Annotated in this window: 20 protein-coding genes and 2 pseudogenes; 9 read left to right on the top strand and 13 right to left on the bottom strand. The window is 61.5% G+C overall.

Annotated elements, in window-relative coordinates; genetic code table 11:
- The first annotated feature begins 70 nt into the window (after positions 1-70).
- Genes EGO55_RS02650 through EGO55_RS02635 form a run of 4 tightly spaced genes read left to right on the top strand, consistent with a single transcriptional unit; the run spans position 71 to position 4,113 of the window.
- On the top strand, positions 71-1,246 hold the full coding sequence (locus tag EGO55_RS02650; RefSeq protein ID WP_021689444.1) for a BaiN/RdsA family NAD(P)/FAD-dependent oxidoreductase: 1,176 nt from the start codon (positions 71-73) through the stop codon (positions 1,244-1,246).
- 54 nt (positions 1,247-1,300) lie between these two features.
- Positions 1,301-3,103: a DEAD/DEAH box helicase gene (locus EGO55_RS02645; RefSeq protein ID WP_040715142.1), complete on the top strand. Its 1,803-nt coding sequence runs from the start codon at positions 1,301-1,303 to the stop codon at positions 3,101-3,103.
- Positions 3,104-3,161: 58 nt separating this feature from the next.
- Positions 3,162-3,833 carry a spermidine synthase gene (locus EGO55_RS02640; RefSeq protein ID WP_021689442.1) on the top strand — a complete coding sequence of 224 codons (672 nt, stop codon included), beginning with the start codon at positions 3,162-3,164 and terminating at the stop codon, positions 3,831-3,833.
- 10 nt (positions 3,834-3,843) lie between these two features.
- Positions 3,844-4,113 (top strand): hypothetical protein, encoded by a 270-nt coding sequence (locus EGO55_RS02635; RefSeq protein WP_021689441.1) that lies wholly within the window; start codon positions 3,844-3,846, stop codon positions 4,111-4,113.
- Here EGO55_RS02635 and EGO55_RS02630 read toward each other — a convergent pair.
- The 3 genes and pseudogenes from EGO55_RS02630 to EGO55_RS02620 form a co-directional block, all read right to left on the bottom strand.
- Entirely contained in the window at positions 4,110-4,580 is a 471-nt protein-coding gene (locus EGO55_RS02630; RefSeq protein ID WP_021689440.1) for a GreA/GreB family elongation factor, read from the bottom strand. The two genes, EGO55_RS02635 and EGO55_RS02630, sit on opposite strands and share 4 nt — an antisense overlap.
- Before the next feature lie 10 nt (positions 4,581-4,590).
- Positions 4,591-6,470, bottom strand: a pseudogene (locus tag EGO55_RS02625) (ABC-F family ATP-binding cassette domain-containing protein).
- Between the two features lie 86 nt (positions 6,471-6,556).
- A pseudogene (locus EGO55_RS02620) lies at positions 6,557-7,734 on the bottom strand (acyl-CoA dehydrogenase family protein).
- 278 nt (positions 7,735-8,012) lie between these two features.
- Here EGO55_RS02620 and EGO55_RS02615 point away from each other — a divergent pair.
- A complete protein-coding gene (locus EGO55_RS02615; RefSeq protein WP_021689437.1) occupies positions 8,013-9,995 on the top strand; it encodes a flavin-containing monooxygenase in 1,983 nt (660 codons plus the stop codon).
- A gap of 101 nt (positions 9,996-10,096) precedes the next feature.
- Here the strand turns inward: EGO55_RS02615 and EGO55_RS02610 are convergent, their stop codons facing one another.
- The gene (locus EGO55_RS02610; RefSeq protein WP_052023640.1) at positions 10,097-10,759 is read right to left on the bottom strand and encodes a TetR/AcrR family transcriptional regulator; all 663 of its coding nucleotides are present in this window, start codon (positions 10,757-10,759) and stop codon (positions 10,097-10,099) included.
- A 91-nt stretch (positions 10,760-10,850) separates the two neighbouring features.
- Here EGO55_RS02610 and EGO55_RS02605 point away from each other — a divergent pair, with 91 nt between their 5' ends.
- The 3 genes from EGO55_RS02605 to EGO55_RS02595 are packed head-to-tail and all read left to right on the top strand — an operon-like array spanning position 10,851 to position 14,972.
- Positions 10,851-12,314, top strand: a complete 1,464-nt coding sequence (locus tag EGO55_RS02605) for an efflux transporter outer membrane subunit (protein ID WP_021689435.1) — start codon at positions 10,851-10,853, stop codon at positions 12,312-12,314.
- The gene (locus EGO55_RS02600; RefSeq protein ID WP_021689434.1) at positions 12,307-13,431 is read left to right on the top strand and encodes an EmrA/EmrK family multidrug efflux transporter periplasmic adaptor subunit; all 1,125 of its coding nucleotides are present in this window, start codon (positions 12,307-12,309) and stop codon (positions 13,429-13,431) included. The genes EGO55_RS02605 and EGO55_RS02600 overlap by 8 nt, the downstream gene beginning before the upstream one ends.
- Positions 13,432-13,439: 8 nt before the next feature.
- Positions 13,440-14,972 carry a DHA2 family efflux MFS transporter permease subunit gene (locus EGO55_RS02595; RefSeq protein WP_040715140.1) on the top strand — a complete coding sequence of 511 codons (1,533 nt, stop codon included), beginning with the start codon at positions 13,440-13,442 and terminating at the stop codon, positions 14,970-14,972.
- Between the two features lie 45 nt (positions 14,973-15,017).
- Here the strand turns inward: EGO55_RS02595 and EGO55_RS02590 are convergent, their stop codons facing one another.
- The 5 genes from EGO55_RS02590 to EGO55_RS02570 all read right to left on the bottom strand — a co-directional run bounded on the left by EGO55_RS02590 (position 15,018) and on the right by EGO55_RS02570 (position 20,709).
- A complete protein-coding gene (locus EGO55_RS02590) occupies positions 15,018-15,815 on the bottom strand; it encodes an SDR family NAD(P)-dependent oxidoreductase (protein ID WP_021689432.1) in 798 nt (265 codons plus the stop codon).
- Complete coding sequence (locus EGO55_RS02585; RefSeq protein ID WP_021689431.1) at positions 15,812-16,258, bottom strand: cupin domain-containing protein; 447 nt, start codon at positions 16,256-16,258, stop codon at positions 15,812-15,814. Before EGO55_RS02585 ends, EGO55_RS02590 begins: the two co-directional genes overlap by 4 nt.
- A gap of 86 nt (positions 16,259-16,344) precedes the next feature.
- Entirely contained in the window at positions 16,345-18,810 is a 2,466-nt protein-coding gene (locus EGO55_RS02580; protein WP_021689430.1) for a TonB-dependent receptor, read from the bottom strand.
- A gap of 70 nt (positions 18,811-18,880) precedes the next feature.
- Entirely contained in the window at positions 18,881-19,666 is a 786-nt protein-coding gene (locus EGO55_RS02575; RefSeq protein WP_021689429.1) for an SDR family NAD(P)-dependent oxidoreductase, read from the bottom strand.
- Positions 19,667-19,761: 95 nt separating this feature from the next.
- Complete coding sequence (locus EGO55_RS02570; protein ID WP_021689428.1) at positions 19,762-20,709, bottom strand: SDR family NAD(P)-dependent oxidoreductase; 948 nt, start codon at positions 20,707-20,709, stop codon at positions 19,762-19,764.
- A 180-nt stretch (positions 20,710-20,889) separates the two neighbouring features.
- On the opposite strand from EGO55_RS02570, the gene EGO55_RS02565 reads away from it, so the two are divergent.
- Positions 20,890-21,480 carry a TetR/AcrR family transcriptional regulator gene (locus EGO55_RS02565; RefSeq protein ID WP_021689427.1) on the top strand — a complete coding sequence of 197 codons (591 nt, stop codon included), beginning with the start codon at positions 20,890-20,892 and terminating at the stop codon, positions 21,478-21,480.
- A gap of 40 nt (positions 21,481-21,520) precedes the next feature.
- Here EGO55_RS02565 and EGO55_RS02560 read toward each other — a convergent pair whose 3' ends face one another.
- From EGO55_RS02560 to EGO55_RS02545, 4 genes are all read right to left on the bottom strand, one after another.
- The gene (locus tag EGO55_RS02560; RefSeq protein ID WP_021689426.1) at positions 21,521-22,522 is read right to left on the bottom strand and encodes an inorganic phosphate transporter; all 1,002 of its coding nucleotides are present in this window, start codon (positions 22,520-22,522) and stop codon (positions 21,521-21,523) included.
- A 19-nt stretch (positions 22,523-22,541) separates the two neighbouring features.
- Entirely contained in the window at positions 22,542-23,669 is a 1,128-nt protein-coding gene (locus EGO55_RS21450; RefSeq protein WP_084619951.1) for a DUF47 family protein, read from the bottom strand.
- Positions 23,670-23,849: 180 nt separating this feature from the next.
- Positions 23,850-24,671 carry a Coq4 family protein gene (locus tag EGO55_RS02550; RefSeq protein WP_021689424.1) on the bottom strand — a complete coding sequence of 274 codons (822 nt, stop codon included), beginning with the start codon at positions 24,669-24,671 and terminating at the stop codon, positions 23,850-23,852.
- A 24-nt stretch (positions 24,672-24,695) separates the two neighbouring features.
- Positions 24,696-26,513 (bottom strand): acyclic terpene utilization AtuA family protein, encoded by a 1,818-nt coding sequence (locus EGO55_RS02545; RefSeq protein ID WP_021689423.1) that lies wholly within the window; start codon positions 26,511-26,513, stop codon positions 24,696-24,698.
- Positions 26,514-26,522 lie beyond the last annotated feature (9 nt).

The following is a 26,522-nucleotide window of genomic DNA, read 5'->3' as shown; positions in this document are numbered from 1 at the left end:
CGGAAAAGTCGCGAAATCCCCTTGGGCTTGCGGAATGGCGCACTTTCGCGGATAGGCCTGCGCCAGCGACATGATCGAAACTCCCGATGCGATAATTCTGGGCGCCGGTGCGGCGGGCCTGATGTGTGCAGCGCAAGCTGGCCAGCGCGGGCGCCGCGTGCTGGTCATCGAAGGCGCCGACCGCCCGGGTAAGAAGATTCTCATTTCGGGTGGGGGGCGATGCAATTTCACCAACCTCCACGTCGCGCCCGACCGTTACCTTTCTGCCAATCCGCATTTCGCCAAATCGGCGCTTAGCCGTTATACGCCGGACGATTTTCTCGCATTGGTCGGCGCTTATGGGATTGCCTGGCATGAAAAAACGCTGGGCCAGTTGTTCTGCGACGGGTCTGCGCGCCAGATCGTGGATATGTTGCTGGACGAAGTGACAAAGGGCGGCGGGAATGTGGCCTGCGGCCATACGATCACCAGCGTCAGCCATGCGGACGGTCTGTTCCGGGTGACGACGGACAGCACCACCTTTGCCGCGCCCGCGCTCGTCATTGCGACCGGTGGCCCGTCGATTCCGAAGATGGGGGCAAGCGGGTTCGCCTATGATCTGGCACGGCAGTTCGGTCTCAAAGTGGTCGAACCGCGCCCGGCGCTCGTGCCGCTGACGTTGAGCGGCGATGATGCGCTGTTCCGCGATCTGTCCGGCGTGGCGACCGAAGTGAATGCCCGCGCGGGCAAGGCGTGCTTTCGTGAAGCGGCGCTGTTCACGCACCGCGGACTGTCCGGGCCTGCGATCCTGCAAATCTCGTCGTACTGGCGCAAAGGCGATGCCATCGGGATTGATTTCCTGCCCGATCGCGCGCCGGGTTGGCTGGTCGCAACCAAGGCGGCATCTCCGCGCGCCACGTTGCGCAGCGTGCTGAAAGAAGCCTTGCCCGATCGTCTGGCCAATACCCTGGCCGACAAGCTGGGCTTGGACGGGATTCTGGCGGGGCAGACGGATGCCTGTCTGCGCGATTTGGAAAGGCAGCTGGCGGACTGGCGCTTCATTCCCAATGGCAGTGAAGGCTTCGCCAAGGCGGAGGTCACAGTCGGCGGAATCAGCACCGCCGAACTTTCTTCAAAAACAATGGAAGCCAAACGCGTTCCGGGTCTGTATGTGGTCGGCGAAGCTGTCGACGTGACCGGCTGGCTGGGCGGATACAATTTCCAATGGGCCTGGGCCAGCGGCTGGGCCGCCGCTCAATCGATCTGATCCCTTTTTTCGTGTTCTGCGTATGATGTGCAGGGCCATTGCATTGCGAGTTTCATGACCTTTTCCAATATACCACCGCTTCTGGGCGATGCTCTTGCCGAACGCGGTTATGCCGCACCCACACCGGTGCAAGCCGCTGTTCTGGGCGCAGAAGCTGCCGGTCGCGACCTGATCGTTTCGGCGCAAACCGGCTCGGGCAAGACTGTCGCTTTCGGTCTTGCGATGGCGGGCGATCTTCTCGTTAACGACGGCGCCTTGCCTTATGCGATTGCCCCTCTGGCGCTGGTGATCGCGCCCACGCGTGAACTCGCATTGCAGGTTAGCCGTGAACTGGGCTGGCTTTACGGCAAGGCCGGGGCGCGAATCGCAACCTGCGTTGGCGGGATGGACCCTTCGAAGGAACGCCGGGCACTGCATGCGGGTGCGACGATCGTTGTCGGCACACCGGGCCGGTTGCGTGACCATCTAGAACGCGGCGCGCTCGACCTGTCGGGCATCAAGGCTGTGGTCCTCGACGAAGCGGACGAAATGCTCGACATGGGCTTCCGCGAAGATCTTGAGGAAATCCTCGATGCGGCGCCGGATGAACGGCGTACCCTGCTGTTTTCGGCAACCATGCCGCGTCCGATCGAAGCGCTTGCCCGGCGTTACCAGCGTGATGCCCTGCGCATCACCACATTGGGCGAAGACCGCGGTCATGGCGATATCAGCTATCAGGCGGTTACCGTATCGCCCTCTGACATCGAGAATGCCGTGGTGAACCTGCTGCGTTTCCACGAAGCGGAAACCGCGATGCTGTTCTGCGCCACGCGCGATAATGTCCGCCATCTGCATGCCACCTTGCAGGAACGCGGCTTTTCGGCCGTTGCGCTGTCGGGCGAACATTCGCAATCCGAACGCAATCATGCACTGCAGGCGCTTCGCGATCGCCGGGCGCGGGTCTGCGTGGCCACCGACGTGGCAGCACGCGGTATCGATCTGCCGACCCTGAGTCTTGTTGTCCATGTCGAGATTCCACGCGATGCGGAGACTTTGCAGCACCGTTCCGGCCGCACCGGCCGCGCGGGCAAGAAGGGCACGGCGGTCATTATCGTGCCCTATCCCCGGCGCAAACGCGTGGAATCGATGCTGCGCCATGCGAAAATTTCGGCGGACTGGATTGCCGCACCGACGCCAGAGGCGATCCGTGCACAGGATCGTGAACGTTTGCTGGCTGCGCTGCTCGAACCGGTCGAGTTCGAGGACGACGATCGCGAACTCGCTGAAACCCTGCTGGCGCAACGCTCTCCTCAGGATATCGCCGCAGCGCTGGTTCGCGCGCATCGGGCCGCGATGCCGCAGCCCGAGGAATTGATCGAAAACACACCCGAGGCGCGCAGTGCCAGCCAGAAGGACCGCCATCGCGCGGGCTTTGAAGATGTGGTCTGGTTCCGCATGAACATCGGCCGTCGCGATAATGCGGAACCACGTTGGGTGTTGCCGCTGATCTGTCGGCGCGGGCATATTACGCGCAACGAAATCGGCGCGATCCGCATCGCGGCAACCGAAACCTATGTGCAGATTCCCCGCGCCATCGCAGCAAAGTTCGCCGACGCGGTGAAGCGCACCGCGAAAGAGGAACGGGAAGATGATCCGGTCCGTATCGAGGAATCGGCCGAAGCGCCGCGCGATGTCGCCCGCACCAACCGCAAGCACGATGGCAAGCCCAACAGCGGCCGGGAATTTGTACGGGACGAACGCGCACCGCGTGGCGCACGCCCGCCGCGCAAAGGCCCGCCCAAAGGTCCATACAAGGGCCCGCCCAAGGGTGGCAAAGGCAAGCCGGGCAGGAAAGGCCCGCGTCCGGGACAGTATTGAGATTCGCCCGGTGGCGCATTGATCGTTCGTCTGTGTCCGACGACGGAGAGGCAAAGGCATGATTGCACGCGAATTGCTGGGGACGGCGCACGTGCCCGGCGGGGAAGATCTGAAGCTCTATAGCCACGATCGCGATTTCATGATCGTGATGGGCCACAACGAACTGATGAGCACCCGCCGCAGCGGTTCGGAAATCGCGCTCGCCACGCAAAGCTGCGCCCGCATTGCCGGGCGCAAGCGGCCGCACCTGCTGATTGGTGGGTATGGCATGGGTTTCACGCTGCGCGCGGCGTTGGATGTGCTGGGGCCGGACGCGGATGTGACCGTGGCCGAACTCGTGCCCGAGATTATCGCCTGGGCGCGGGGGCCGATGGCCGATCTGATGGATGGCTGTCTCGACGATCCGCGCGTGCATCTGACCATGGGGGATGTGGGCGATGTGATCGAGGCCAGCCCCGGCACGTTCGACGCCATCCTGCTGGATGTGGACAACGGCCCGGACGGGTTGGTGCGCGAAGACAACAACCGGCTCTATTCCCGCTTTGGCCTGCGCGCGGCCAAGGCTGCCTTGCGCCCTGGCGGGGTACTGGCGGTGTGGTCCGCCGCGAAAGACAACGCGTTCAAGGCACGGTTGCAGAAAGCCGGGTTCGCCGTGGATGAAGTCGGCGTGCGCGCCCGCAGCAACGGCAAGGGGCCGATGCATGTGATCTGGTTTGCTACCCGCGCCTGAAGGAGCCGCTATGGATCTCGATGACCAACTGCGTCGTTATTTCGCCACCGATGATCTGGCGTCCCTCTCTCCGGCTGGGCTGGAAGCCGGGATCGAGAAGATGCGGGTCGATTTCGGGATGGAGAAAGACCGTCCGCGCCGTTTCGCGCTGTGGACGCTGCTTTACATGTTTGGCGCAGCGCCGGATCTCGATGTGGCGTTCAAGGACGAGGAAGACCGCGAAAGCGCGCGCAACTTCATGGACATGATGGATCGCGCGCAGGATGGTTCGGGCGATTAATCCGCCTCTGTCGCGGAAATTTTCAGGACTTCGATAGCATCCTCTTTCCCGTTGAAGGCCACCCATTCGGCGGCTTCGGCACCGATCATGGCACGGGCAAGCGGGGCGGAAAACGCGATCCTGTGATTGGTCGGATCAGCCTCGTCATCGCCCACGATGGACAAGGTGCGTTCGCGGCCGCCCAATGCGAATGTGACCGTGGTTCCGAATTCCACCGTTTCGCCCGTGGGCACGGGCATCAGTTCGGCGGTGATCTGCCGCGTTTGCCAATAGCGCAAGTCGCGTTTCAAGGCATTGATCGCGGCTTCTTCGCCGCCTGCTGCAATCTGTTTTTCCAATGCGTCGATTGTTTCGCCAATCAGGCGCAGCCCGCGCGCGGTTACGCGATTGGGGCCGGGGGGGATCGGAATCTCGAATTTGGGTTCGAGATGTTCTTCATCGCCATCACGGCGAAACGCAACGCTCATCGATCAATCCTTACGCGCTGAACGTTTCCAGCGCTTCGCTGGCTTCCATCCATGTTGTTTCCGCCGTAGCGATCTTCTTCTCCACATCCGAACGGCGCAGCATCAATTCGGTCATGGTCATGCTGGACAGTGGCGGTTTGGCCGATGACGGATCGAACATGGCCTGATCGATCGTGTTGAGTTGGACCGTCAGCTTTTCCAGTTCGGCTTCGGCCGCCTTGGCCTGTTTGCGCAGATGCTGGCTCTTTTCGCGCGCATCGGCTGCGGCCTTGCGCTGGTCCTTCTTGTTGACGGCGGCGCGCTGTCCATCATCCTTGCGCGCGGCGGGCGGATCTTTTGCCAGAACATAGGCGATGTAATCATCGATCGTGCCGTCAAATTCCCTGGCGGTCCCCTTGTCGACCAGAACCAGCCGGTCAGCCGTCATCTCAAGGATATGCCGATCGTGGCTGACGATAACCACCGCGCCGGTATAGGCGTTCAGGGCTTGAATCAGGGCCTCGCGCGCATCGACATCAAGGTGGTTGGTCGGTTCGTCCAGAATCAGCATGTGCGGCGCATCGCGCGTGATCAGCGCCAGCGCGAGCCGGGCCCGTTCACCGCCTGATAGCTTTTCGACCTCGGTGGTGGCCTTGTCGCCCGAAAAACCGAACCGGCCAAGCTGCGCGCGAACGGCGGAGGGGGTGGACCCTTCCATCAGCTTGGTCATGTGGTGCAGCGGGGTTTCCGAACGGTCCAGTTCTTCCACCTGATACTGCGTGAAATAGCCGACGCGCATCTTGCCGCTGGCATTCATCGCGCCTTCCATCGGTGGCAATTGCGCAGCCAGAAGGCGGGCAAGCGTGGTCTTGCCGTTGCCGTTACGGCCCAACAGCGCGATCCGATCATCGGGATCGATCCGCAGATTAAGCCGTTCGAGCACCGGCGTTTCGCCATAGCCGACTGCCGCAAGATCAAGTGTGATCAGCGGCGGGCGCAGTTCATCGGGCAGCGGAAATCCGAAGCTGAGTGTCGGATCGTCGAGGACTTCGGCAATGGGTTGTAACCGGGCCAGCGCCTTGACCCGGCTTTGCGCCTGCTTCGCCTTGGTGGCCTTGTAACGCCAGCGGTCGACGAAGGCCTGCAACTTGTCGCGTTCGGCCTGTTGTTTGACGCGGGCTGCGGCGGCATGTGACTGGCGCTCGGCGCGTTGCCGTTCGAACGAATCGTAGCCGCCGGGATAGAGGGTCAGCTTCCCGTGCGACAGGTGCAGGATGTGATCGACGACATTGTTCAGGAAATCGCGTTCGTGGCTGACCAGCAGAATCGTGGCGGGGTAGGTTTTTAGGAAATCCTCCAGCCAGAGCACCGCTTCGAGGTCGAGGTGGTTGGACGGTTCGTCGAGCAGCAGGACATCGGGTTGGGAAAACAGCAACGCGGCCAGCGCAACGCGCATTTTCCACCCGCCGGAAAAGCTGTCGAGCGGGCGATGCTGGGCCTCTTCGTCAAAGCCAAGGCCGACCAGAATGCGCGCCGCGCGTGAGGGCGCGGAATGGGCATCGATGGCAATCAGCCGTTCGTGAATATCGGCCAGCCTTGCCGGATCGGTGGCGGTTTCGCTTTCCGCCATCAACACCGTGCGTTCCACGTCGGCGGCCAGCACGGTGTTGAACGGGGTTCCGCTGCCCGCCGGTGCTTCCTGCGCGATGTAGCCGATGCGGCTGCCGCGCGGCATGGTGACTGTGCCGGTGTCGGCTTCGATCAGCCCCGTGATGACGCGGATCAGCGTGGATTTACCCGCGCCATTGCGGCCGATCAGGCCGATCCGCCCGCGGGGGGGAGGATGGCCGTGGCATCGTCAATAATCGTGCGGCCGCCGAGACGGACAGTAATTCCGGTGAGGTTAAGCATCGGGCGCGTTTAGCACAGCCGCGCAGGTACGAAAGCCCAGGATAACCCCGCGCGTAACAAATGCCACACGCAGGGGATATGCACCGTTAGCCTTGCGTGTCTTTCCATTCGCGTTTGATGGTTTTGGCGAGGCTCCACTTGTGGACTTCGGTCGGGCCATCATAGATGCGGAAGGCACGGATTTCGCGGAACACCTGCTCCACAATGGTATCGTCGGTTACGCCCGTTCCGCCCATGACCTGCACGCAGCGATCCGCAATCCGCATCAACGCTTCGGATACGGCAACCTTGGCCATCGAGCTTTCGACCGTGCCCAGCGAGCCGCTGTCGAGCACACTGGCGCACCAGTCGATCATCAGTTCGGCCTGTTGCAGGTCGATCCGATTTTCCGCCAGCATGAAGCCCACGCCTTCATGATCGATCAGCGCCTTGCCGAATGCCTGACGGCGGCAGGCATAGTCGGTGGCGATTTCGTGCGCGCGGATGCAGGCACCCAGCCAACGCATACAGTGCGAAAGGCGGGCAGGGCTGAGGCGGACCTGCGCATATTTGAAGCCTTCGCCCGCTTCCCCGAGCATCTGGTCCGCGGGAATCCGCAAGTCGGTGAGCGTTAGTGTGGCGTGGCCGCCGGGCATGGAATTGTCGATCGTGTTGGGGATCGTGTCGATTGTGATTGCCGGATCGGGCAGGTCCACCAGGAACATGCACGCCCCTTCATCGGCCTTGGCCATGACAATCCCGATTTTTGCACCGTGATAGCCGGTAATGAAGGCCTTGCGCCCGTTGACCACCCAGTGATTGCCATCGCGCACGCAGGTGGTTTTCATCATCGATGGATCGGAACCGGCGCCACCCCAATCGGCCGGTTCGGTCATGAAGAAGGCGGAACGGGCAGTGCCGGCCACCATCGGTGCCAGAAAACGGGCTTTCAGGTCCGTGCTGCCGACATGGTTGAGAAGGTACATATTGCCTTCGTCGGGCGCATTGGTGTTGCAGGCCAGCGGGCCCAGCGGCGACAGGCCGGAGCGGATCAGCACCACCGCGGTTTCGCGCTGGGTCAGGTGCGATCCATCGTCAAGGATATGGGGGTGAGCACGCCCGCGGCGCGGGCTTTCTCGCGCATTTCGACAACCAGTTCGTCCAGCGGGGCGCCATGATGATCGCGCCGCGGATCTTTCTCGTAAGGGACGACCACTTCGCGCACGAAGGCTTCCACTTTGGCAGCGATATCGCGGGCGCGCTGGGAAATGGCCGGGTCTTGCATATGCTGGTCTCTCCACCATGAAATGGGCGTTGGTCTGCCCTTCTTTGAAAGCTGCCGGGTCGCTGTGCCTTGATCTCGCGCAACCGGTCTGTCGCTGCGCTATACCCGGTTGGACGGATCGCGCAATCGTACGCGGTGCGACAGGCAGCGTGGCAGGATGAAGCGGCAATGCTTTACAGTACAACTTTGGTTGTATTAAGAGTATGGCATAAAGTAAGTTTACGCTCACAATGATGGGTGGCACCGGTCGGGCTTGATCGGTTGAGGAGACGTCGAAGATGTATGACCCTGCGGGCAATTTTGCTGAAAATGCTGGCCAACTCGAAGCCGCAGTCGCGGAACTAGACCCTGTCGTTGCACTGCTCAGCCTCATTCACATTACCGGCGATCAGATGTTGTTGCATCGCTATGGCCCGCTGCTCGAAGGGACGCAGGAACAGGTGCGTGAGGCCTTTGTCGATTTCGGCGGCAGCGAACACAAGGTAGCTGATCCCGAGGTGGTGGCGGAAATCCGGGGGCTGCTGCTGCAGGAATTGCGGGGCGGCAGGCCCGAAGTGTTGCTGCACGATCCCGCGACGGGGCTGTTTCGCGAAATGCTGAAGCTTGCGCTGGGGGTTGAATTGCCGGAAGCCTCGTTCGAGGTCGCGCGCCAGCACGGCGGTTTTGTGACGGATACGCGGATCGTGCCGCAGGATGTGATGCCAGCGGCTGATTTCAAGGTCTTGGTGATCGGGGCGGGGATGGTCGGCATCAATGCGGCCGTCAAACTGAAGCAGTCGGGCTTCAACTATACCGTGATCGAGAGCCGCCACGAAATGGGCGGAACATGGTCGATCAATCGCTATCCGGGTGCGGCCGTCGATACGCCCAGCATGCTCTATTCCTACTCGTTCGACCCCAATCCGAGCTGGACCAAATATTATCCGATGAAGGACGAGTTCCTGACTTATCTGGAAAAGGTCGCGGACCGGCACCGTATTCGCGACAATATCCACCTCAACACCACCATGACCGATGCGACCTGGGACGAGGAACGCAAGCTGTGGGTGGTGAAGGCCGTGCGCGATGGCCAGGAGGTCGTCTACGAAGCGAATGCCGTGATCCAGTGCCTTGGCATGTTGACCCGCGCGCGCTGGCCCGATGTCAGTGATCGGGAGAAATTCCCCGGCCCGGTGCTGCATTCGGCCGAATGGGACGAGAGCGTCGACCTCACGGGCAAGCGGGTTGTCATCGTCGGCACAGGCTGCAGCGGCGTGCAATTGACGCGTGCCCTGTCCGAAGTGGCAAGCCATGTCACGGTGATCCAGCGTCAGCCCGATTACATCATTCCCAATCCGCAGGCGCTGGCCCCGGTGCCGCCGCTGGATATCTGGGCGATGGAAAACATTCCTTATGTCGCGCAGTGGAAACGCATGCAGAGCTTGCTCAGTTCGCTGACCGATATGCGCGGCATGATGGGCTTCGATCAGGAATGGCATGACCGGACGGGTGGCTTTGGCCCGCTTAACGATGCCGTGACGCAGATGAGCCTCAATTATCTGCAGAGCTGTTTTCCCGACGATCCCGAAATGGTGCGCAAGCTGACCCCGCCTTATCCGCTCTACGCCAAGCGACCGATCCTCGATTGCGGATACTACGATGCGCTGAAGAAGTCGCATGTCGATCTGATCGAGGGCGAACTCAAGGCGTTCGATGAAACGGGCGTGATTCTGGCCGATGGCACGCATGTGGATTGCGATGCGGTGGTGCTGGCAACCGGGTTCTATCTGGAATGGTACAAGGACCTGAATATCACCGGGCGCGGGGGCAAGACCTTGCGCGATGCGTTTACGCCCTATCCCGAAGCCTATGAAGGTATTCTGGTGCCGCAATTCCCCAATTACCTGATCACGGCCGGGCCGAACACGGGGCTGACCGCCAACCATGCCGTGCTGGGCGAACAACACGTGCACTACATCATCGAATTGCTGCAGATGATGGTGAATGGGGATTACGCTGCGGTTGAGGCGAAACAGGACGCCTTCCGGGACTATAACGACCGGACGGAAGCCGCGCTGAAAGACACCGCATGGTACCGAAAAGGAGCCGCCCACGGTTATTACCGGCATGATGATAGTGGCCGGATCGTCCTGGGGACACCGCGCCACAATTCGACAGTGTGGCATGATACCCGCGTGCCCAACGCGGAACATCTGACTTTCGAACGCCGTCCCGGTGTGCCGGAGCGCCAGCCGCGTCGGATCGAGACTCTCTCGATCTGATGCGTTTCATGGCGCCCGAGGTATCGGGATGGCAGGCTGGCTGGGATGGAGGATGGGGGCTCTGTTCCAGCCGGTCTACCTTGCGTGAGAACGCCGGGTTTTCAGGGGTGCGCTGTGTGCGCCGCAACTGGTTCAGGGGCATAGGCGCGCATGAACAGCGCGAGTGCCCGTTCCACTTCGGCTTCCACCTGTTCCGGGGTAATCGCGTCCACCAGGCCGAGCAGCAACTGCTGCTGACAGCGTGCGATGCTCGTATGCATAAGGAAATACGCAGCGTCAGTGGGGTTGTCGGGGCGCAGCAGCCCACGCCCCATCGCGTTGGCCAGATAATCCGCCAGCAGGGCAATCGTCAGGCGGGGCGCGCGTTCATAAAAGATTTTGCCGATTTCAGGAAACCGTCCGGCTTCCGCCACGACCAGACGATTCAGGGCGATGGCATCGGGCGACGCGATCTTGTTCAGCAACTGGCGGCAGAAATTCCGCAGGGCCGGTTCAATGTCGCCGTTGGCCTTGAGTGTTTCCGATAGCTGCTGCCGGAATGAGGTGGTAACCGTGTCAATTACCGCAGTGAACAGTTCTTCCTTGGAGGGGAAGTAGCTCCACAACGTTCCTTTCGATCCACCGAGGCTGGCCGCGATGGCAGACATGGTGGTGGCCGAGTACCCATGTTCCAGAAAATAGCGCGCAGCCACCGTGAGAATGGATTCACGTCTATCCTGACGGCGCGCTTCGCGGCGGCTTGGTATGTTGCACGAATGTCTCATGATTATTACCGTACTATATGGTACGATTTTTCATTTGACAAGCGTTTCTGACGGGACCAATGGCGCAATTGATACTGAATGGTACGCTTTTATGTCTAAGAATCGCTTGCAGTTATTGCTCGTTGGCGCGGCTTCGATGCTCTCTCTCGGGCTGGGCGGTTGTGCCGCCGTTCCTGACCTTGGGCCGAAGCCTTTGCCGCGGGACGCATCCTCTGTGGCGGCGGAACGCAGCTTTGCCGGGGCGACGGAAAACTGGCCGGGCGATCAATGGTGGACGGCCTATGCTGATCCGCAATTGAATGCGCTGATTGAGGAAGGGCTGCAGAATGCGCCCGATATGGCCGTGGCGGCGGCACGCTTCCGCAAGGCGCTGGGCATGGCCCGGCAGGCCGGGGCGCCGCTTGCCCCGACAATCGATGCCACGGGTTCCGCTTCGCTGACGAAGCAGAGCTATAACAATGGCTTCCCCAAGGAATTCGTGCCGAAGGGCTGGCTTGATACCGGCGATCTTGCCACCAGCATCGGGTTCGATCTGGACCTTTGGGGCAAACACAAGGCTGAACTGGCGGCGGCGACTTCGGAAGTGAAGGCGGCGCAATACGATGTGCGGCAGGCACGACTGGTTCTGGCGACGGGGATTGCCGATGCCTATGCCGATCTCGACCGGCTTTATGACGAACGCGACATTCAGGACGCAACGTTGAAAGTCCGGCTGGCCAGTCAGAATCTCGTGGCCCAGCGCCAGCGCAATGGGCTGGACACCCGTGGGAGCGTGCGTCAGGCCGATGCCACCGTGGCCACGGCACGCGCCAATCTTGCCGCTGCGGAAGAAGCGATCGTTCTGCGTTCGAACCAGATCGCCGCTCTGGTCGGGGCTGGGCCGGATCGCGGGCTTGCGCTTGCGCGTCCGAAACTGGCTGCGCCCGCCGCACGTGGTCTTCCTGCCGGCATAACCACCGATCTTGTCGCACGCCGCCCTGATATCGCAGGGGCCTTGGCCCGGGTCGAAGCTGCGGGCAGCCGGATCAAGGTCGCACGCGCTGATTTCTTCCCTGCGGTGCGGCTCGATGCCCTGATCGGTTTGCAATCGCTCGGTCTCGATCAACTGATCAACAAGGATTCGCTTTACGGCCATGTCGGCCCGGCGATCAGCCTGCCGATTTTCCACGGCGGCGCGATCAGCGGGCAGTACCGTAGCGTCCGGGCTGGCTATGATGAAGCGGTTGCCAGTTACGATGCTACGGTGCTCAACGCCTATCGCGAAGTCGCCGATGCAGTGACCAGCCGGTCGATGTTGGCGCGGCGTCTGGCCGATGCACGCGATGCCATGCATGCGTCGCAGCAAGCCTATGATATTGCACGGTTGCGTTATCAGGGCGGTTTGTCGACCTATATCGATGTGCTGAATGTAGAAGACCGTTTGCTGATCGCGCGCGAAGCGGTTGCCGTTCTGGAAGCGCGGGCCTTCTCGCTCGATATTGCACTTGTTCGTTCTCTCGGCGGCGGTTTCCATCTGTCCGACGTTCCCGATCCCAAGGAAGATACCCATGGCTGAAGCGGCACCTCCGCAAGCGACACAGGCCCCTGCTGAAACCGAGCAGGAACTGGCTATCAAGGCCCGGCGTCAGGAGCAGCGGCGCACCTGGCTGCTGCGCGTTCTTGGTGTGGTGATGGTGATCGGCATCGCCTGGGCGCTCTGGTACGTGCTCATTGGCCGCAATCAGGTCAGCACCGATAATGCCTATGTGAACGCCGAAATGGCGCAGGTGACCCCGCTGATGTCGGCACAGGCCATCGAAGTGCGGGTGCGTGACACGGACAGCGTCAAACGCGGCGATATCCTCGTGCGGCTGGACGATTCCGATGCGAAGATCGCGGTCGCGCAGGCCGAAGCCGATCTTGCCGATGCCCGGCGCCGGTTTCGTCAGGCATCCGCCACCACGAGTTCGCTGGCATCGCAAGTCAAGGCGCGTGAAGCGACGATTGCGCAGATGCGGGCCGATCTCGACAAGGCCCGTATTGACCTCCAACGGCGCGAGGCATTGGCCAGCAGCGGGGCGGTTTCGGGCGAGGAACTGACACAGGCCCGCGCCGCCTATGCGACGGCAAGGGCTGCCGTGGCGCAGGCGGAATCGACCCGCGCCGCTGCCATCGGCGAATTCAACGCGAGTGAGGCGCTGGTGCGCGGCTCCAGCGAAGATACCGATCCCGGCGTGCTGGCGGCGAAAGCGCGCCTCGATTCTGCGCGCCTCGATCTGGACCGCGCGATCATTCGCGCCCCGGTGGACGGTGTGGTGACCAAGCGGCAGGTGCAGGTGGGCCAGCGCGTGGCGCAGGGCACCCCGATCATGACGATTGTCCCGGTCGGTAGCGTTTATATCGACGCCAATTTCAAGGAGCGCCAACTGCGCCGGGTCAAAGTGGGCATGCCCGCAACCGTGACCAGCGATCTTTACGGCGGCAGCGTGGTCTATCATGGCAAAGTGGCGGGCCTTTCCGGTGGCACGGGCGCATCGATGTCGATGATCCCGGCGCAGAATGCGACCGGCAACTGGATCAAGGTGGTGCAACGCCTGCCGGTGCGGATCGAACTGGACCCGAAGGAACTGGCCAAGCATCCGCTTAGGGTGGGGCTGTCGACCGAAGTCGAAATCGACCTTTCGGGTAACTGAGTTTCCTCGTGTCAGGCGCCTTGCCCAGCTTTTCGCAGATCCCGCCATCCCGGCGCTTTATCGCGGGGATGGTGCTGGCTCTGAGCAACTTCATGGTCGTGCTGGACATGACCATTGCCAATGTTTCGGTGCCGCATATTGCCGGCGATCTGGGCATTTCCGCGTCACAAGGCACCTGGGTGATCACCTCCTACGCCGTGTCGGAGGCCATCTGTGTGCCGCTGACCGGCTGGCTGGCGCAGCGGTTTGGCGCGGTCAGGGTGTTCATCGCGAGCATGGCCGGGTTCGGCATCTTCTCGCTCTTATGCGGTCTTTCGCCGACGCTCGACATGCTGGTGCTGTGCCGCATCGGGCAGGGTCTGTGCGGGGGGCCGATCATGCCGATGTCGCAGGCGTTGCTGCTGCGGCTCTATCCGCCCGAAATGCGCGCGCGGGCCATGGGCACATGGGCGATGACCACACTGTTGGGACCGGCGCTGGGGCCCATTCTTGGCGGGACGATCAGCGACAACTGGAGCTGGCACTGGATATTCTTCATCAACGTGCCGATCGCGGTGATGATCTCGCTCGCGGCGATTGCCCTTCTACGCCCGTTGGAAAGCGAAAAGATCAAGCTGCCGATCGATACAGTCGGTCTGGTTCTGCTCGTATTCTGGATCGGGTGTCTGCAGATCATGCTCGATATCGGGCGTGAACACGACTGGTTCTCCGACCCAATCGTGATCGGTCTGGCAATCTGTTCGTTTGTCGGGTTCGTGGTATTCGTCATCTGGGAACTGACGGAGGACCACCCCGTGGTGGACCTGCGCCTGTTTGCCAACAGAGGCTTCTCGTTCGGATTGATAGCCTTGTCGTTATGTTTCGGCACCTACTTCGCCAGTATCGTGGTGATCCCCCAATGGCTGCAGATGTCCATGGGGTACACCGCGACCATGGCTGGGCTGGTGACCGCCTTTACCGCGATGAGCGCATTGACCACTTCGGCCATTGCCGCGCGGATGGTGGGCAAGGTCGATCCGCGGATCATGGTGTCCTGTGCCATGGCGTGGCTGGGACTGATGGCGCTGTGGCGGACAACGCACTGGACGGCCGATGCCGATTTCTGGACGTTGGCCTTGCCCCAGATGATCCAGGGCATAGCCATGCCGTTCTTCATCGTGCCGCTGACGACCATTACACTGGGTGCGGTACACCCTTCGCAAGTGGCTTCGGCGGCGGGTTTGCAGAATTTCGTGCGCACGATGGCCAGTGCCATCGCTGCGTCGATCGTTCTCACGCTGTGGGACAATGCCCAGCGCGTATCCCGCAGTGAAATCGTGTCGAACCTGCAGCCGGATGATACGCTGCGCGATCTTGCGAACAGCGGTTTCCAGACATCGCAGGGGTGGCAGGTAATCAACAATCTCGCGGATCAACAGGCGCTGGCCGTCGGGATCAATCACATCTTCCTGCTATCCTGTTTCGCGCTGTTCCTTGCGGCGGCGCTGGTATGGATCACACCGAAGCCGAAAGGCCCTGTGGACCAGTCCGCAGCGCATTGATCCGGTTCTGCGAGGCAGGCGCATACCTGCCCCGCAAGACCTGCGTCAGTTGCCGAAGCCGAGTTTGGCGTAGAAGTTGATCCCTTCCGCCAGCGCGGCCCCATCGACGACCAGATCGGTACCGGCAATGAAATCGGCCGCATCGCCGGCAAGGAACACCACGGCTGCGCCGACGTGATCAGGCAGACCAGCCTTTTTGAGCGGCTGGAACTGGCTGACATGCTGTTCGGCAAATCCGGCGGAACGCATGTTTTCTGTCAGGATCAGGCCCGGAGAAACGCTGTTCACCTGAATGCCATGAGGGGCCAGTTCCGCAGCGGCGTTTTGCGTCAGGCGGACAAGCGCGGCCTTGGCGGTGCTGTAGATCGGCGGCCCGGCACCATTGGCCTGGGCGGAGATCGACCCGATCGTGATGATCCTTCCAGCGGTTCCGCTGGCGATCATCTGACGCCCTGCCGCACGAATGCCGAGAAACGCCGAACGGAGGGTGAGGGTCAGCGCATCGTCGAAATCCTCTGCCGTGGTATCGAGAATACGCCCGAGCGCCCCCGCAGGGCCACCGGCATTGCAGACCATGCAGTCGAGCGCGCCAAACCGCGATACGGTTTCTTCCACCGCGCGTTGGATATCGCCTTCCACAGTGGCGTTGGCCTGAATGAAGTGCACCCGCTCGCTTTCACTGGCGAGGTCGGAGCGTGCGAAGCTGTCCTGGTCCAGATCGGCGATCGCAACCTTTGCCCCTGCCTGAAACAGATGGCGGGATATTCCGAGCCCGATACCCTTAGCCCCCCCGGTGACGAGCGCGACCTTGCCATTCAGGCTGCTGCTCAGATTGCCGCTCATTGCGGCAGGCCCATCATCAGGGCGAGCAGGCGGATCGGCTTGTCACCATGGTTGAACCAGGCGTGATTGGTATTGCGTTGGACCACCAGATCGCCCGGTTGTACGGTGATCGATTCATCATCCAGCACCAGTTCGACCGGCCCATCGAGAATGACGACGAAATCGACGGTGTTGGTCAGATGAAAACCATCGGCATCGATGCCTTCGGTGCCTTCCTTCGCCAGCGTGGCCTTCATCTCTTCCACAGGCGGCACGGAAACCATGGTCCAGTTGGCCGATCCGATCCCGGCAGGCGGGAAGGCGGCGTTTTCATCGGCATTGTCCGCCCCCAGCGGCGCGTCGGCGGAAACCGACCAGAGATTGACCCAGTAATGGTCGGGCAGTTCCTCGGCTTTGAGCACGCGGGAACGGCCATCGACTGTAGTGGTCACGATAGAGCGCATGATTGGGTTCCTCTCCCCGTTATACAAACAAAAAGGCCTGCCGGAGGGTTATCCCCCGGCAGGCCCATTGCATCAATGATGGTGCATCAGAATTCGATGCTCAGATCGACACCATAGGTTGCCGGATCATCGAACAGGCCAGCAGCGGTGATGCTGGTGTTGGCGATGAAGTTCAGGCGCTGCTTGTTGGTGATGTTACGACCCCAGAGCGAGACGGTGGCCTTGGCCGGTCCGACATCGATATCCATGACCGAAGCGCGCGCATTGAGGGTCCACAGACCCTTCTGCTTGAGCAGGTCGTTCATGTAGCGCGGGTCGTACGACAAGCCTGCCGCGACGAAGCCGGCATTGCTGAATTCCTGCGTGCCGACGTTGATCGTGGAACGATAAGCGCCGTCAAGTTGCAGCGACAGCCGGGTATCGTCCACCAGCGGCATCACATACTGTGCCGAAAGGTTGGTCATGAACTTCGGACGCTGCGAAACCGGGTAATCGCTGACCTTGGTTACACCACCGGCAGCAAGAATATCTGCGGAGATCTTCTTGTACTTGAAGTTGGTGTAGCTGCCCGACCAGCCCAGCGTGAGGCCTTCGGTCGGAACCGCAGTGAATTCCCATTCCAACCCGTAAGCGCGCGCTTTACCGAAGTTGGTGGTGTACTGCGACGCGCCCGACATGACTTCTTCACCACTTGGTGCAGTGACCAGTTCACCCGATTTGAACAGCGGGGTCTGCAGACCGGTGTACGTCACGTGGAACACGGCAAGGTTGGCACGCAGGCGACGATCAAACAGTTCGGTCTTGACGCCCGCTTCCCACGATTTCGCCTTTTCTTCACCATAAGTCTTGGCTGCGGCGATGAACGGCAAGTGGGTTACCGGATCAACAGCCATCGGGCCCGCCGCCGTACCGCCAGCAATGAAGCTGGTGCTGTACTTGGCATAAGCCATGGTGTTGTCGGTCGGCTTCCAGGTCAGGTTGACGAGGTAGCTGAAATTGCCCTTCGAATAGTTGTAGTTCGCGCCGGGTTGGCCACTGGACGTGTCGAAGAAGTTCTTGTCGTCGTGCGTGTAGCGCAGACCGCCGGTCACATCGAACTGATCGCTCACGTGATAGGTCAGCTGGCCGTAGGCGGCCTGCTGCTTGACACGATACTGGAAGCTGCGATCGAAATCGTCGATCGACGATCCGGGGGCATACCGCATGCCGAGGTAATAGGCCGAGAACGTTTCGTTGGTCAGCATACCCCACGGGTTGCTGCCCGGCTTGGTCCGGCGGGTGTAGTGGAACAGACCCAGCGTACCGGTGACCTTGTCGGTATCGATATTGAGCTGCAGTTCATTGCTGAACTGGTTCAGCTGGCTGCAGCACATAACCGTCAGCAGACCGAGTTGGGTGTTCGGTGCGATGTCGAGGAAGCCCGTACCATCGAGGTTCGATGTGAACCCACTACGCTTGTTCGAACGCCAGCTGGTGGAGTTCTTGATGCTGAGCCAGTCGTTCGCCTGATAATTGGCGACGAACAGGTGCGACTGCGTCTTGGTGAGAGTCGGCGTGGTGTTGTCGTTAAACGCGATCTTGCCGCGCTTGGTCTGGATCAGGTCGTCCAAGGACAGACCGCCGCCAGCTGCCTGGGCTGCGATCTGATAATATGCACCAAGGCCGCCCAGGGTGTCCGGCAGGCCGATCAGATAGACCGGGGCGCCCGAGGACTTTTCACGCGTCCAGTCGAATTTGTAGTCGAGCGTCAGCCCTTCGACGACGTCCTTCCAGCGCAGGGTGGCGTGAACTGCGTCGGTCGTGCTTTCGCCCAGGCGCTTGACCGAGGTGAGCTTGCCGAGTTCGCCATTGGTGAAGGCGGTGTAGTCCATCGTCGTCTGACGGAAGTTGCGGACGTTGCTCTTGCGTTCGTTATGCAGGTAGCTGACCGATGCGCTCAGCCCGTTCCATTCGGGCGTGTCGATGCGGGTCTTGCTGCGGAACGAACCGAAGCGGGCGTAGCTCAGGTCCTGCTTCACGCCGAATTCGCCCTTGGGGCCCGACGTGATGTAGTTGATGGCGCCGCCGGTGGAGTTGGTGCCGAACAGCGTGCCGGCCGGGCCACGGATGATTTCGACGCGTTCGATATCCGACATGTCGAAGATGAGGCCGTTCAGCGCACCGAGGTAAACGCCGTCGATGTAGTACGAGATACCGTTGTCGACCGTCGGGTTCGATGCGGCGCCCGAAACCTGACCGCGCATGACGGTGGTGGGGATGGCGCTGCCGCCCGGCTGCTGCACGACGTAGAGGTTCGGTGCAATCGAGCGCAGGTCGGTGATGTTTTCGATGCGGGCGTTGGCAATCGCTTCGGAGGTGATGGCGGTCACGGCCACCGGAACCTTCTGCAGGTTTTCCTCACGCTTCTGCGCGGTCACCACGATTTCCTGAACGCCGCCGCTGCGTGCTGCGGGCTCGTCGGTTTCCGTCTGTGCAAATGCGGGCTGCGCGCCGCAGATCGCCAGCGCAAGGGCAGATGCCGATGTGCCGCAGACGTACTTCAAGTAACTCATTGTAACACTCCCTTTAACTTTCCGTTTGGGTCGGAAATACTTTTGATTCTCGTAGGCTGGGTGTCCGCGCTTAACGCGCGGACAGGGCTTCTTCCGGCAGGGGCGGGAAGGATGACAGGGACGCGGCGTCCACAAGCTGTGCCTGGCCGTTCAGGGCAACCGAACGGCGGCTGAGCAGGAACAAAGCCACTTCAGCGACCTGTTGCCCGGAAAGGGCGCCACGATATTCCGGATCGGTCAGGTCTTCGGGCGCATCGACCGTTTCCACTGCGGCCAATCCGTTCATGCTGGTCAGCACCATGCCCGGGCAGATCGCATTGATGCGCAGGCTGCGCGCTGCGAATGATGCCGCGGCCGAGCGCACCAGACCGACAACCCCGTGCTTGGACATGGAGTAGGCCGCCGCTTCGGCGAACCCGATGATCCCGGCGCCGGACGCGGTGACGACGCAGGCTCCGCCCGGGCGCAGGCGCGCTTGCGCCTGTTGCGCACCCAGAAAGGCTCCGCGCAGATTGACCGAAATCACGCGGTCGAAAGTATCGAGCGACAACTGATCGAAGGGCACATAGGGCTGGAGAATGCCTGCGTTGAGGAAGGCAGCGTCGACCCCGCCGAACGCCTGTTCAGCCGCATCGAACATGGCCTTGTTATCGGCTTCGCTGGCGATGTCGGCAGTTACGGCGATGGCCTTGCCACCTGCGGCGGTGATCAGTTCGACAGTGCGCTGGGCCGTCGCTTCGTCACGGTCCACCACCACGACGCTGGCGCCTTCCAAGGCGAGGCGCTGGCATGCCGCGCGGCCGATACCCGATCCACCGCCTGTGACCAGGGCAACCTTCTGCGCAAAATCGCTCATTCACAATACTCCTTCATTTTCGCAACCGGCCGCACGAAGGCGCGGCGATCAGGTCGACGCGTAGGGTTCGGGGAAAGGCCTGCCAAATCCGGGTGTCAGGGCTTCCAGTTCGGCAATTCACGGATTGTCGTAGCGATTGCAGCACTGTCTCCACCGAGATCGCCAAGGTGTTCGCACAGTTCGTCAATCAGGCTCAGTGGCGCACGCAAGCCGTTCAGTGACATGACCTGGCTTTCCACCGCCGACCAGGCTTCGGGGGTGTCTTCTGCCACAAGCGCCGCCGGGCCTTCCGCCAGTACGACGCGTGCGGCACGCCCCGCGCCGACCGAGAAAATCTCACCCGAGATCTCTGTCGACAGCAGCCATCCCACAAATGCGGCGACCCGTTCCGGCTGGAAATTCGCGGCCAGATGATCGCGCAGCACAGGATCGGGGATTTGCGCGGTGAGGCGGGTGTAGGCTGCCGGCATGACGGCATTCACCGTTATCTGCGCTGCGCCGCCTTCTTCGGCAAGGGATCGGGTGAAACCGATCATGGCGGATTTGGCGGTCGAATAGTGGGTAGTGAACGGCGCGCCGAAAGAGGCGTTGGAGGAGGAGTTGATAATGCGGGCCGCGCCCTGCCGGGCGAGATGCGGCCAGGCAGCGCGGGTAACCGCGACCGTGCCGCCCAGATGGGTATCGATCATGCGCGCCCAGTCGTCGATCGGGATTTCAGCGAACCATCCGCCACCGGAAATGCCGGCATTGTTCACGAGAATGTCCAGCCGTCCGAACGCGGAAATGGCTGTATCGACAATGGCTGCCGCATTGTCGGTTACGCTGTAGCGCGCGGCTACGGCGCTGCCGCCTGCCTGTTCGATTTCGCGAACAACGTCATCAGCAGGATTATTATCGTCGGGGGAGCCATCGGCAGCGCAGGCATAATCATTGACGACAACTTTGGCGCCGCGTGCGGCGAGCAAGAGTGCATATTCGCGGCCAAGGCCACGTCCTGCACCGGTCACGATCGCAACCTGGTCGTCAAAGCGAACGCTGTTCATCCTCACTCCCTTGTGATCATTTATTTTCTTGGCGAATCCATACAGATCGTATGATTTCTGCGGTTGGTTGTGCCTGCCTATATACATTACAAATTGCAATGCAATGACCGCGTCGCAGGTTGTGTTTTTTGCATGAATCAAACATACGGGCGCGGTGAAAAACAATAAGAGGGGGAGGGCATGACTGAGGGCAGCAAGCGCGTGCAAGGACGGCCGCGGTCACCGGAAAATGACCGGGCTATCCTGAGTGCTGTCAAAACCATGCTGGCGGAAGAAGGTTTCGAGGCCTTGCGGTTCGACGCTCTGGCGCGGGTTTCGGGCGTGTCCCGGCCAAGCATCTACCGCCGCTGGGCGAGCAAGGCCGAGCTGCTGAACGATGTTGCTTACGGGCGCAAATGGGACATGCCGACTGCGCTTGTGCCGGGCGATCTGCGCGCAACGATCCGCAACATCCTCGAACATGTCGCAGCCTATTACAGCCGGCCTGAAATGCGGGCCGCCGTGCTGGGTGCCATGGCATCTCTGCCATCCGCAGCCGCGGCGCCCTGCGATCTGGCCATTGAGGCGGAAAAGGAAACACGGGCCGCCGTCGCGGCGATGGTTGCCGATGCCAAGGCGGCTGGCCTGATGCGACAGGAGGTGGAGGCGGATTCGCTGTACGAGCTGATGATGGGATCGGTGATCTATCGTACCGTGTTCAGTTACCGGCGGATTGCGGGCGACATTCCGGACGATCTTGTCGACACGATCATTGACGGGTTGAAAGCCTGATCGGCCCGATTGGCGGATGGCACCGCAGCGTGGGCAGCGCTCAGAACAGGCGGGTCAGGTAATAGAACAACGCGCCAACGATGGCGCTGGCCGGAATCGTAATGAACCACGCCACGATTACGCGGCTCGCCACGCTCCAGCGCACCGCGCTGGCGCGGCGCGCGGCGCCCGTGCCCACGACCGCGCCGGTAATGGCGTGGGTGGTGGAAACCGGGATGCCGGCGGCGCTGGCCCCGAAGACCACGATCGAACCCGCTGTCGAGGCGCAGAAGCCGGAATGATGGTTCAGCTTGGTCAGTTTGCTGCCCATCGTCTTGATGATTTTCCAACCGCCCGACATCGTGCCCAGCGCGATTGCAAAATAGCAGGACAGCACGACCCATTCCGGCACGTGGAATTCCCCACCGAGATGGCCGGTGGAATAGAGCAGAACCGTGATGATCCCCATGGTCTTCTGCGCATCGTTGCCGCCGTGGCTGATCGAATAGGCCGCGGACGATATCAGATGCAGCCCCTTGAACGCACCGTTGGCCTGACGGGGCTGGACCCCTCGGAACAGCCAGCTTGTGATCAGCATCATCAGCATCGCCAGGGCAAAGCCGATAATCGGGGAAACGAAGATGGCTGCCACTGTCTTGATCGTGCCGGATGCTTCCACCGCGCCGTGTCCGGCATGGGCAATGCCTGCGCCCAGCAGGCCGCCGATCAAGGCGTGGCTGGAGGAGGAAGGAATGCCCTTGATCCAGGTCAGCACGTTCCAGAACATCGCCCCGACCAGCGCGCCGAAGACGACGGCAGGTGTCACCACATCCTTGTCGATGATCCCTTTGCCAACTGTTTCGGCGACATGCAGGCCCATGATCCAGTACGCTGCGAAATTGCCGAAAGCGGCGAAAAGCACGGCGGCAACCGGTGAGAGCAGGCGTGTTGCAACCACGGTGGCAATGGCGTTGGCCGCATCGTGCAGGCCGTTGAGGAAGTCGAACGCGAGGGCGAGCGCGATCAGCCCGATCAGGAGGGGCAGGGCGAGGCTGTGATCCATGGTTGGATGCCGCTATCGGTCAGGAATGATCGATTACGAGACCGTCGATCTCGTTAGCGAGGTCTTCGAAACGGTCGACCACACGTTCAAGGCGCTTGAACATTTCCTGTCGCGCCATGAATTGCAGGGGATCGCGGCTGCCAATCTCGCGGAATATGCGTTTGAGCCCGGCAGCGTGGATTTCATCGGCATGCCCTTCCATCCGCACGAGGCGTTCGGTCAGTTCGTGCAGGCGCACGCCGTTGTCGGCGATCTTGCGCAGCAGCGGCATGGCTTCGGCGGTCAGACGCGCGGCATCGACGATAATCGCTGCCATGTCGCGCATTTCCGGCTCAAACTCGGTGATGTCATAGAGATCGGCAGCACCCGCTGTCATGTGCATTTCGTCGATCGCGTCATCCATCGTGCCGATCAGGCTGGTAATCGCACCGCGGTCGAACGGAGTCAGGAATGTGCGGCGAACGGCCTGCAGGACTTCGCGGGTTATGTTGTCGGCATCATGTTCGCGTTCTTCGATTTCGCGCACGTGATCGACAGTGCCCGGGCCGCCCTGCAGCAGGCGGGCAAGGGCATCGGCGCCTGCGACAAGCGTGGCCGCCTGTTGTTCGAACAGCTCGAAGAAATTGCCCTGTTGCGGAATCAGCCGTTGGAACCAGGCAAACATGGCATTAACCCCCGTTTTGTCCGCAACTGTTTCAATGAGATTTAGCCCCAGCGCAGCGCGGCGGAATTCGCGCGGTCCGAAACTCCGGATCAGCGCGCGCAGATCCTCTTCTTCCACGGCTTGCGCCGCTTCATCCAGCGTGAACCAGCGGCGTTCACGCTCGTGCTGTTCTTCCCAGCTATCCAGTTCGTCGGTCACGGCGAAGGGGAAGACCTGCACGTCGGTCCACATCGATGCGCCGGATTTCTGGCGTTTGCGAAAACGGAAGCTGCCGATCGGGGTGGGGCAGGCGGCGCCAAGCACGCCTGCTTCCTCTTCGGCTTCGCGTGCGGCGCTGGCATGCGGAGGCAGGCCGTTCATCGGCCGTCCCTTGGGAATAACCCACCGCCCCTTACTACCGCGCGAAGTGATCAGCAGGATGCGTATGGGCGCATCAACGGCGGGCGACTCCGCGCGATAAGGGAGCACAGCGATTTGCCGCATGGTCATGATGACCCTCCACTATCGTCACGCGGCGTGCGCGCTAGACGATGTGGCATGTGCAGGCAATGCGCAGAATGCCACTATACCCGGTAATGTGACAAACGGATGACAGGTATGCGCCCGTATGCCTTGCGCCGGGTTAGTGTCGTTGCCCCGGGCGTGCCGGGGCAACGATTGATTTCAGGCGTATTCTTCCCAGGCAAGCGACGCTTCGGCGGTGTCGATCTGTTCGGCTCCCTTGATGCCCAGCGCTGCACGGGCTTCGGGGATCGGCAGATGGAAGACATCTTCATACTTCGCCATGAAGATCGGGCCTGATTCCAGGCCAACGCGCATACCGCCCTGTGAGGCCGCCATCGCGGCAAGAAACGATTGCTGGTAATGCAGCCCGGTGCGGCAGATCAGCCGCTGTGCGCCCAACAATTGCCCGACATTGACCATACCGGCGAGTTCGGCATCGAGAAAACGCGGGACGTTGGTCAACCGCGCATAATAGGGCACCAGTTCACCCAGGATATCGAAATTGCCCCCGGTGATGATGTGTTCCAGATCGTGGGTCTGGCCGCTGCGCAACGAGTAATATTCGAACTGGTTCTTGGGTTCGAACCGGGGCACGATATCGATCTGGAACGCATTATCCGCGAGATAACGTCCGAACACATACCCCAGCGAGCCTTCGGGATAGGCCAGCAATTCATCGACAGTGAACGTCGAGGAAAAGCCTTCGCTGAACCAGCGGTCCAGTTCGGGCGATGTCTTGCGCTGCGCGGTGAACAGTTCCTCGATCCGGTCAAGATCGAGAATGTCCCGCAGGATCAGGTGCAGGGCATAGGCATCGGCTGATGTGGGGCGATCCTTTCCGCTGCGGCGCAGAAAGCTGGTCGCGATCCAGTCCCGCAGGCGCGGGTCGTTGAGATAGGGGGAGGAACTGATCAGCGTGCTGCTTTCCGTGGCCACGGACTTCATGCCGCGCAGAAGATAGGGGGTATCATTGTCCTGCATGGACTCTCTCCGTCGAAGGTTTCTTTATTCCGCGATCGCGCGCGCCATGGCGGCGGGCACTTTCACGGGCACTTCCAGCAACCGTTGCCCCATGGTCTTGGCGGCCGCATCAAACCGGGGCGACATACTGATCCCGCCACCCTGGGCATCGTGCACCACAAAGTTCAGCGCATGAAAGCCCGGCGCGTCGTATGCGTCAACCCGCCTGTCCGCCGGATTGTCGAACTGGTCGCGATAACATTCCGCCACGGTATCGGCGGTCAGGCTGGCGCGAATATAGGGCAGATATTCCGGTTTGCGCGCGATCACGCCGACGTTGAAGAGGCGGCCCTTGTCGCCGCTGCGCGTCCACGCAAGCGAGAGCAGGGGCACCTCTTCCGTGCCGTCAGCCGCCGCTTCCGCAGCCGCGCGTTCGGGCAGGGCGGCGGGGTCGAAGCCCGATACACGCCGGTCGGCAAAAGGAACGTCCTTGCCTTCCAGTGTCACATGGGCGGGCACTTTGTCCTTGTCGATCAGGAACAGGAACACTTCCGTCAGCGGGAAGGCGCGCGGCGCGGCGATTATCGGGGCAATCGATGTGCCCACGGCCATATTCATGATCGCGGTCGACTGTTCGCGGTTGAACATCGCCGCCGCGCCCGGATCTTCATGATCGACCACGATCTTCAGCAGCACTTCACGCGGATCGAGCGGGCGGGCCGCGCTTGCATAGCTGGCTTCGGTGCCGATCACTTCGACATGCGTCAATTGCCAGTCGGGCTGGTTGCGGTTGCGCAGGATATCGGAGGTGCGCTTGAGCAGGGCTTCCGCCGTGCGGCGTGCCTTGGCCGGGGCTTCCAGTCCGACAATCGGAATCAGTGCGACCGAACGCCAGCCAGCGTCATAAGTGAGGCAGACCTTGTACTGGTCGGTTGGAGGGTAGCCTTTGACCCCGGTCATCAGCACCCGGTTTTCGCCCACCTGTTCCAGTTTCACGTCGCTGAAATCGCAGACGACATCGGGCAGGTAATAGGCGCGGGTATCGCTGACTTCATAAAGCAGCTGTTCGGCAACGGTGCCGATGGAAACCAGCCCGCCGGTCCCTTCGGGCTTGGTGATAATGCACGAACCGTCGGCCCGGCATTCCCCGATCGGAAAACCGATATTGGCCCAATCGGGCACGTCGCGCCAATCGGTGAAAGTGCCGCCGGTGACCTGCGTACCGCATTCGAGGAGGTGCCCAGCGGCAGAGCCGGCGGCGAGCAGATCGAAATCTTCCGGCCCCCAGCCGAATTCATGGATCAACGGGCCAAGGATAAGCGCGCTGTCCACTACGCGCCCGGTAATCACGATATCGGCGCCCGCATCAAGCGCCGCAGCGATCGGGAAGGCGCCGAGATAGGCATTGATGCTGCCGATCTTGCCTTCGGGGAAGGGGATGTCGTTGAACATTTCCCGCACACCCTGCGCGCGCAGGTCCGGGACCATGGCGTCGATATCGTCGCCGGTAACGACACCGACCCGGATGTCCAGATTGAGTTCACCCGCGCGCTGGCGGATCATATCGGCCAGCCCTTCGGGATTCATGCCGCCCGCATTGGAAATCACCTTGATCCCGCGATGTTTCAGTTCCGCGAGATAGGGGCCGATATGCAGATCGACAAAATCCGTAAGAAAGCCGGATTTCGGGTCTGCTTCCCTGAGCCGCCGCATCATGCCCATGGCGCCTTCGCCGAGGTAGTCGAAGGCGAGATAGTGCATCTCGGCTTCCTTCAGCAATTGCGGGACCGCGATCACGCTGTCGTTGAGGGCGCCCGAGGCACCGGCAATCCGCACGACCTTGTCGCTGACGTCAGGTTTCATCGCAATCCT

The organism is Caenibius tardaugens NBRC 16725 (genome assembly GCF_003860345.1).
GTDB classification, from domain to species: domain Bacteria; phylum Pseudomonadota; class Alphaproteobacteria; order Sphingomonadales; family Sphingomonadaceae; genus Caenibius; species Caenibius tardaugens.
This window is presented reverse-complemented; position numbering and strand designations above follow the sequence as displayed.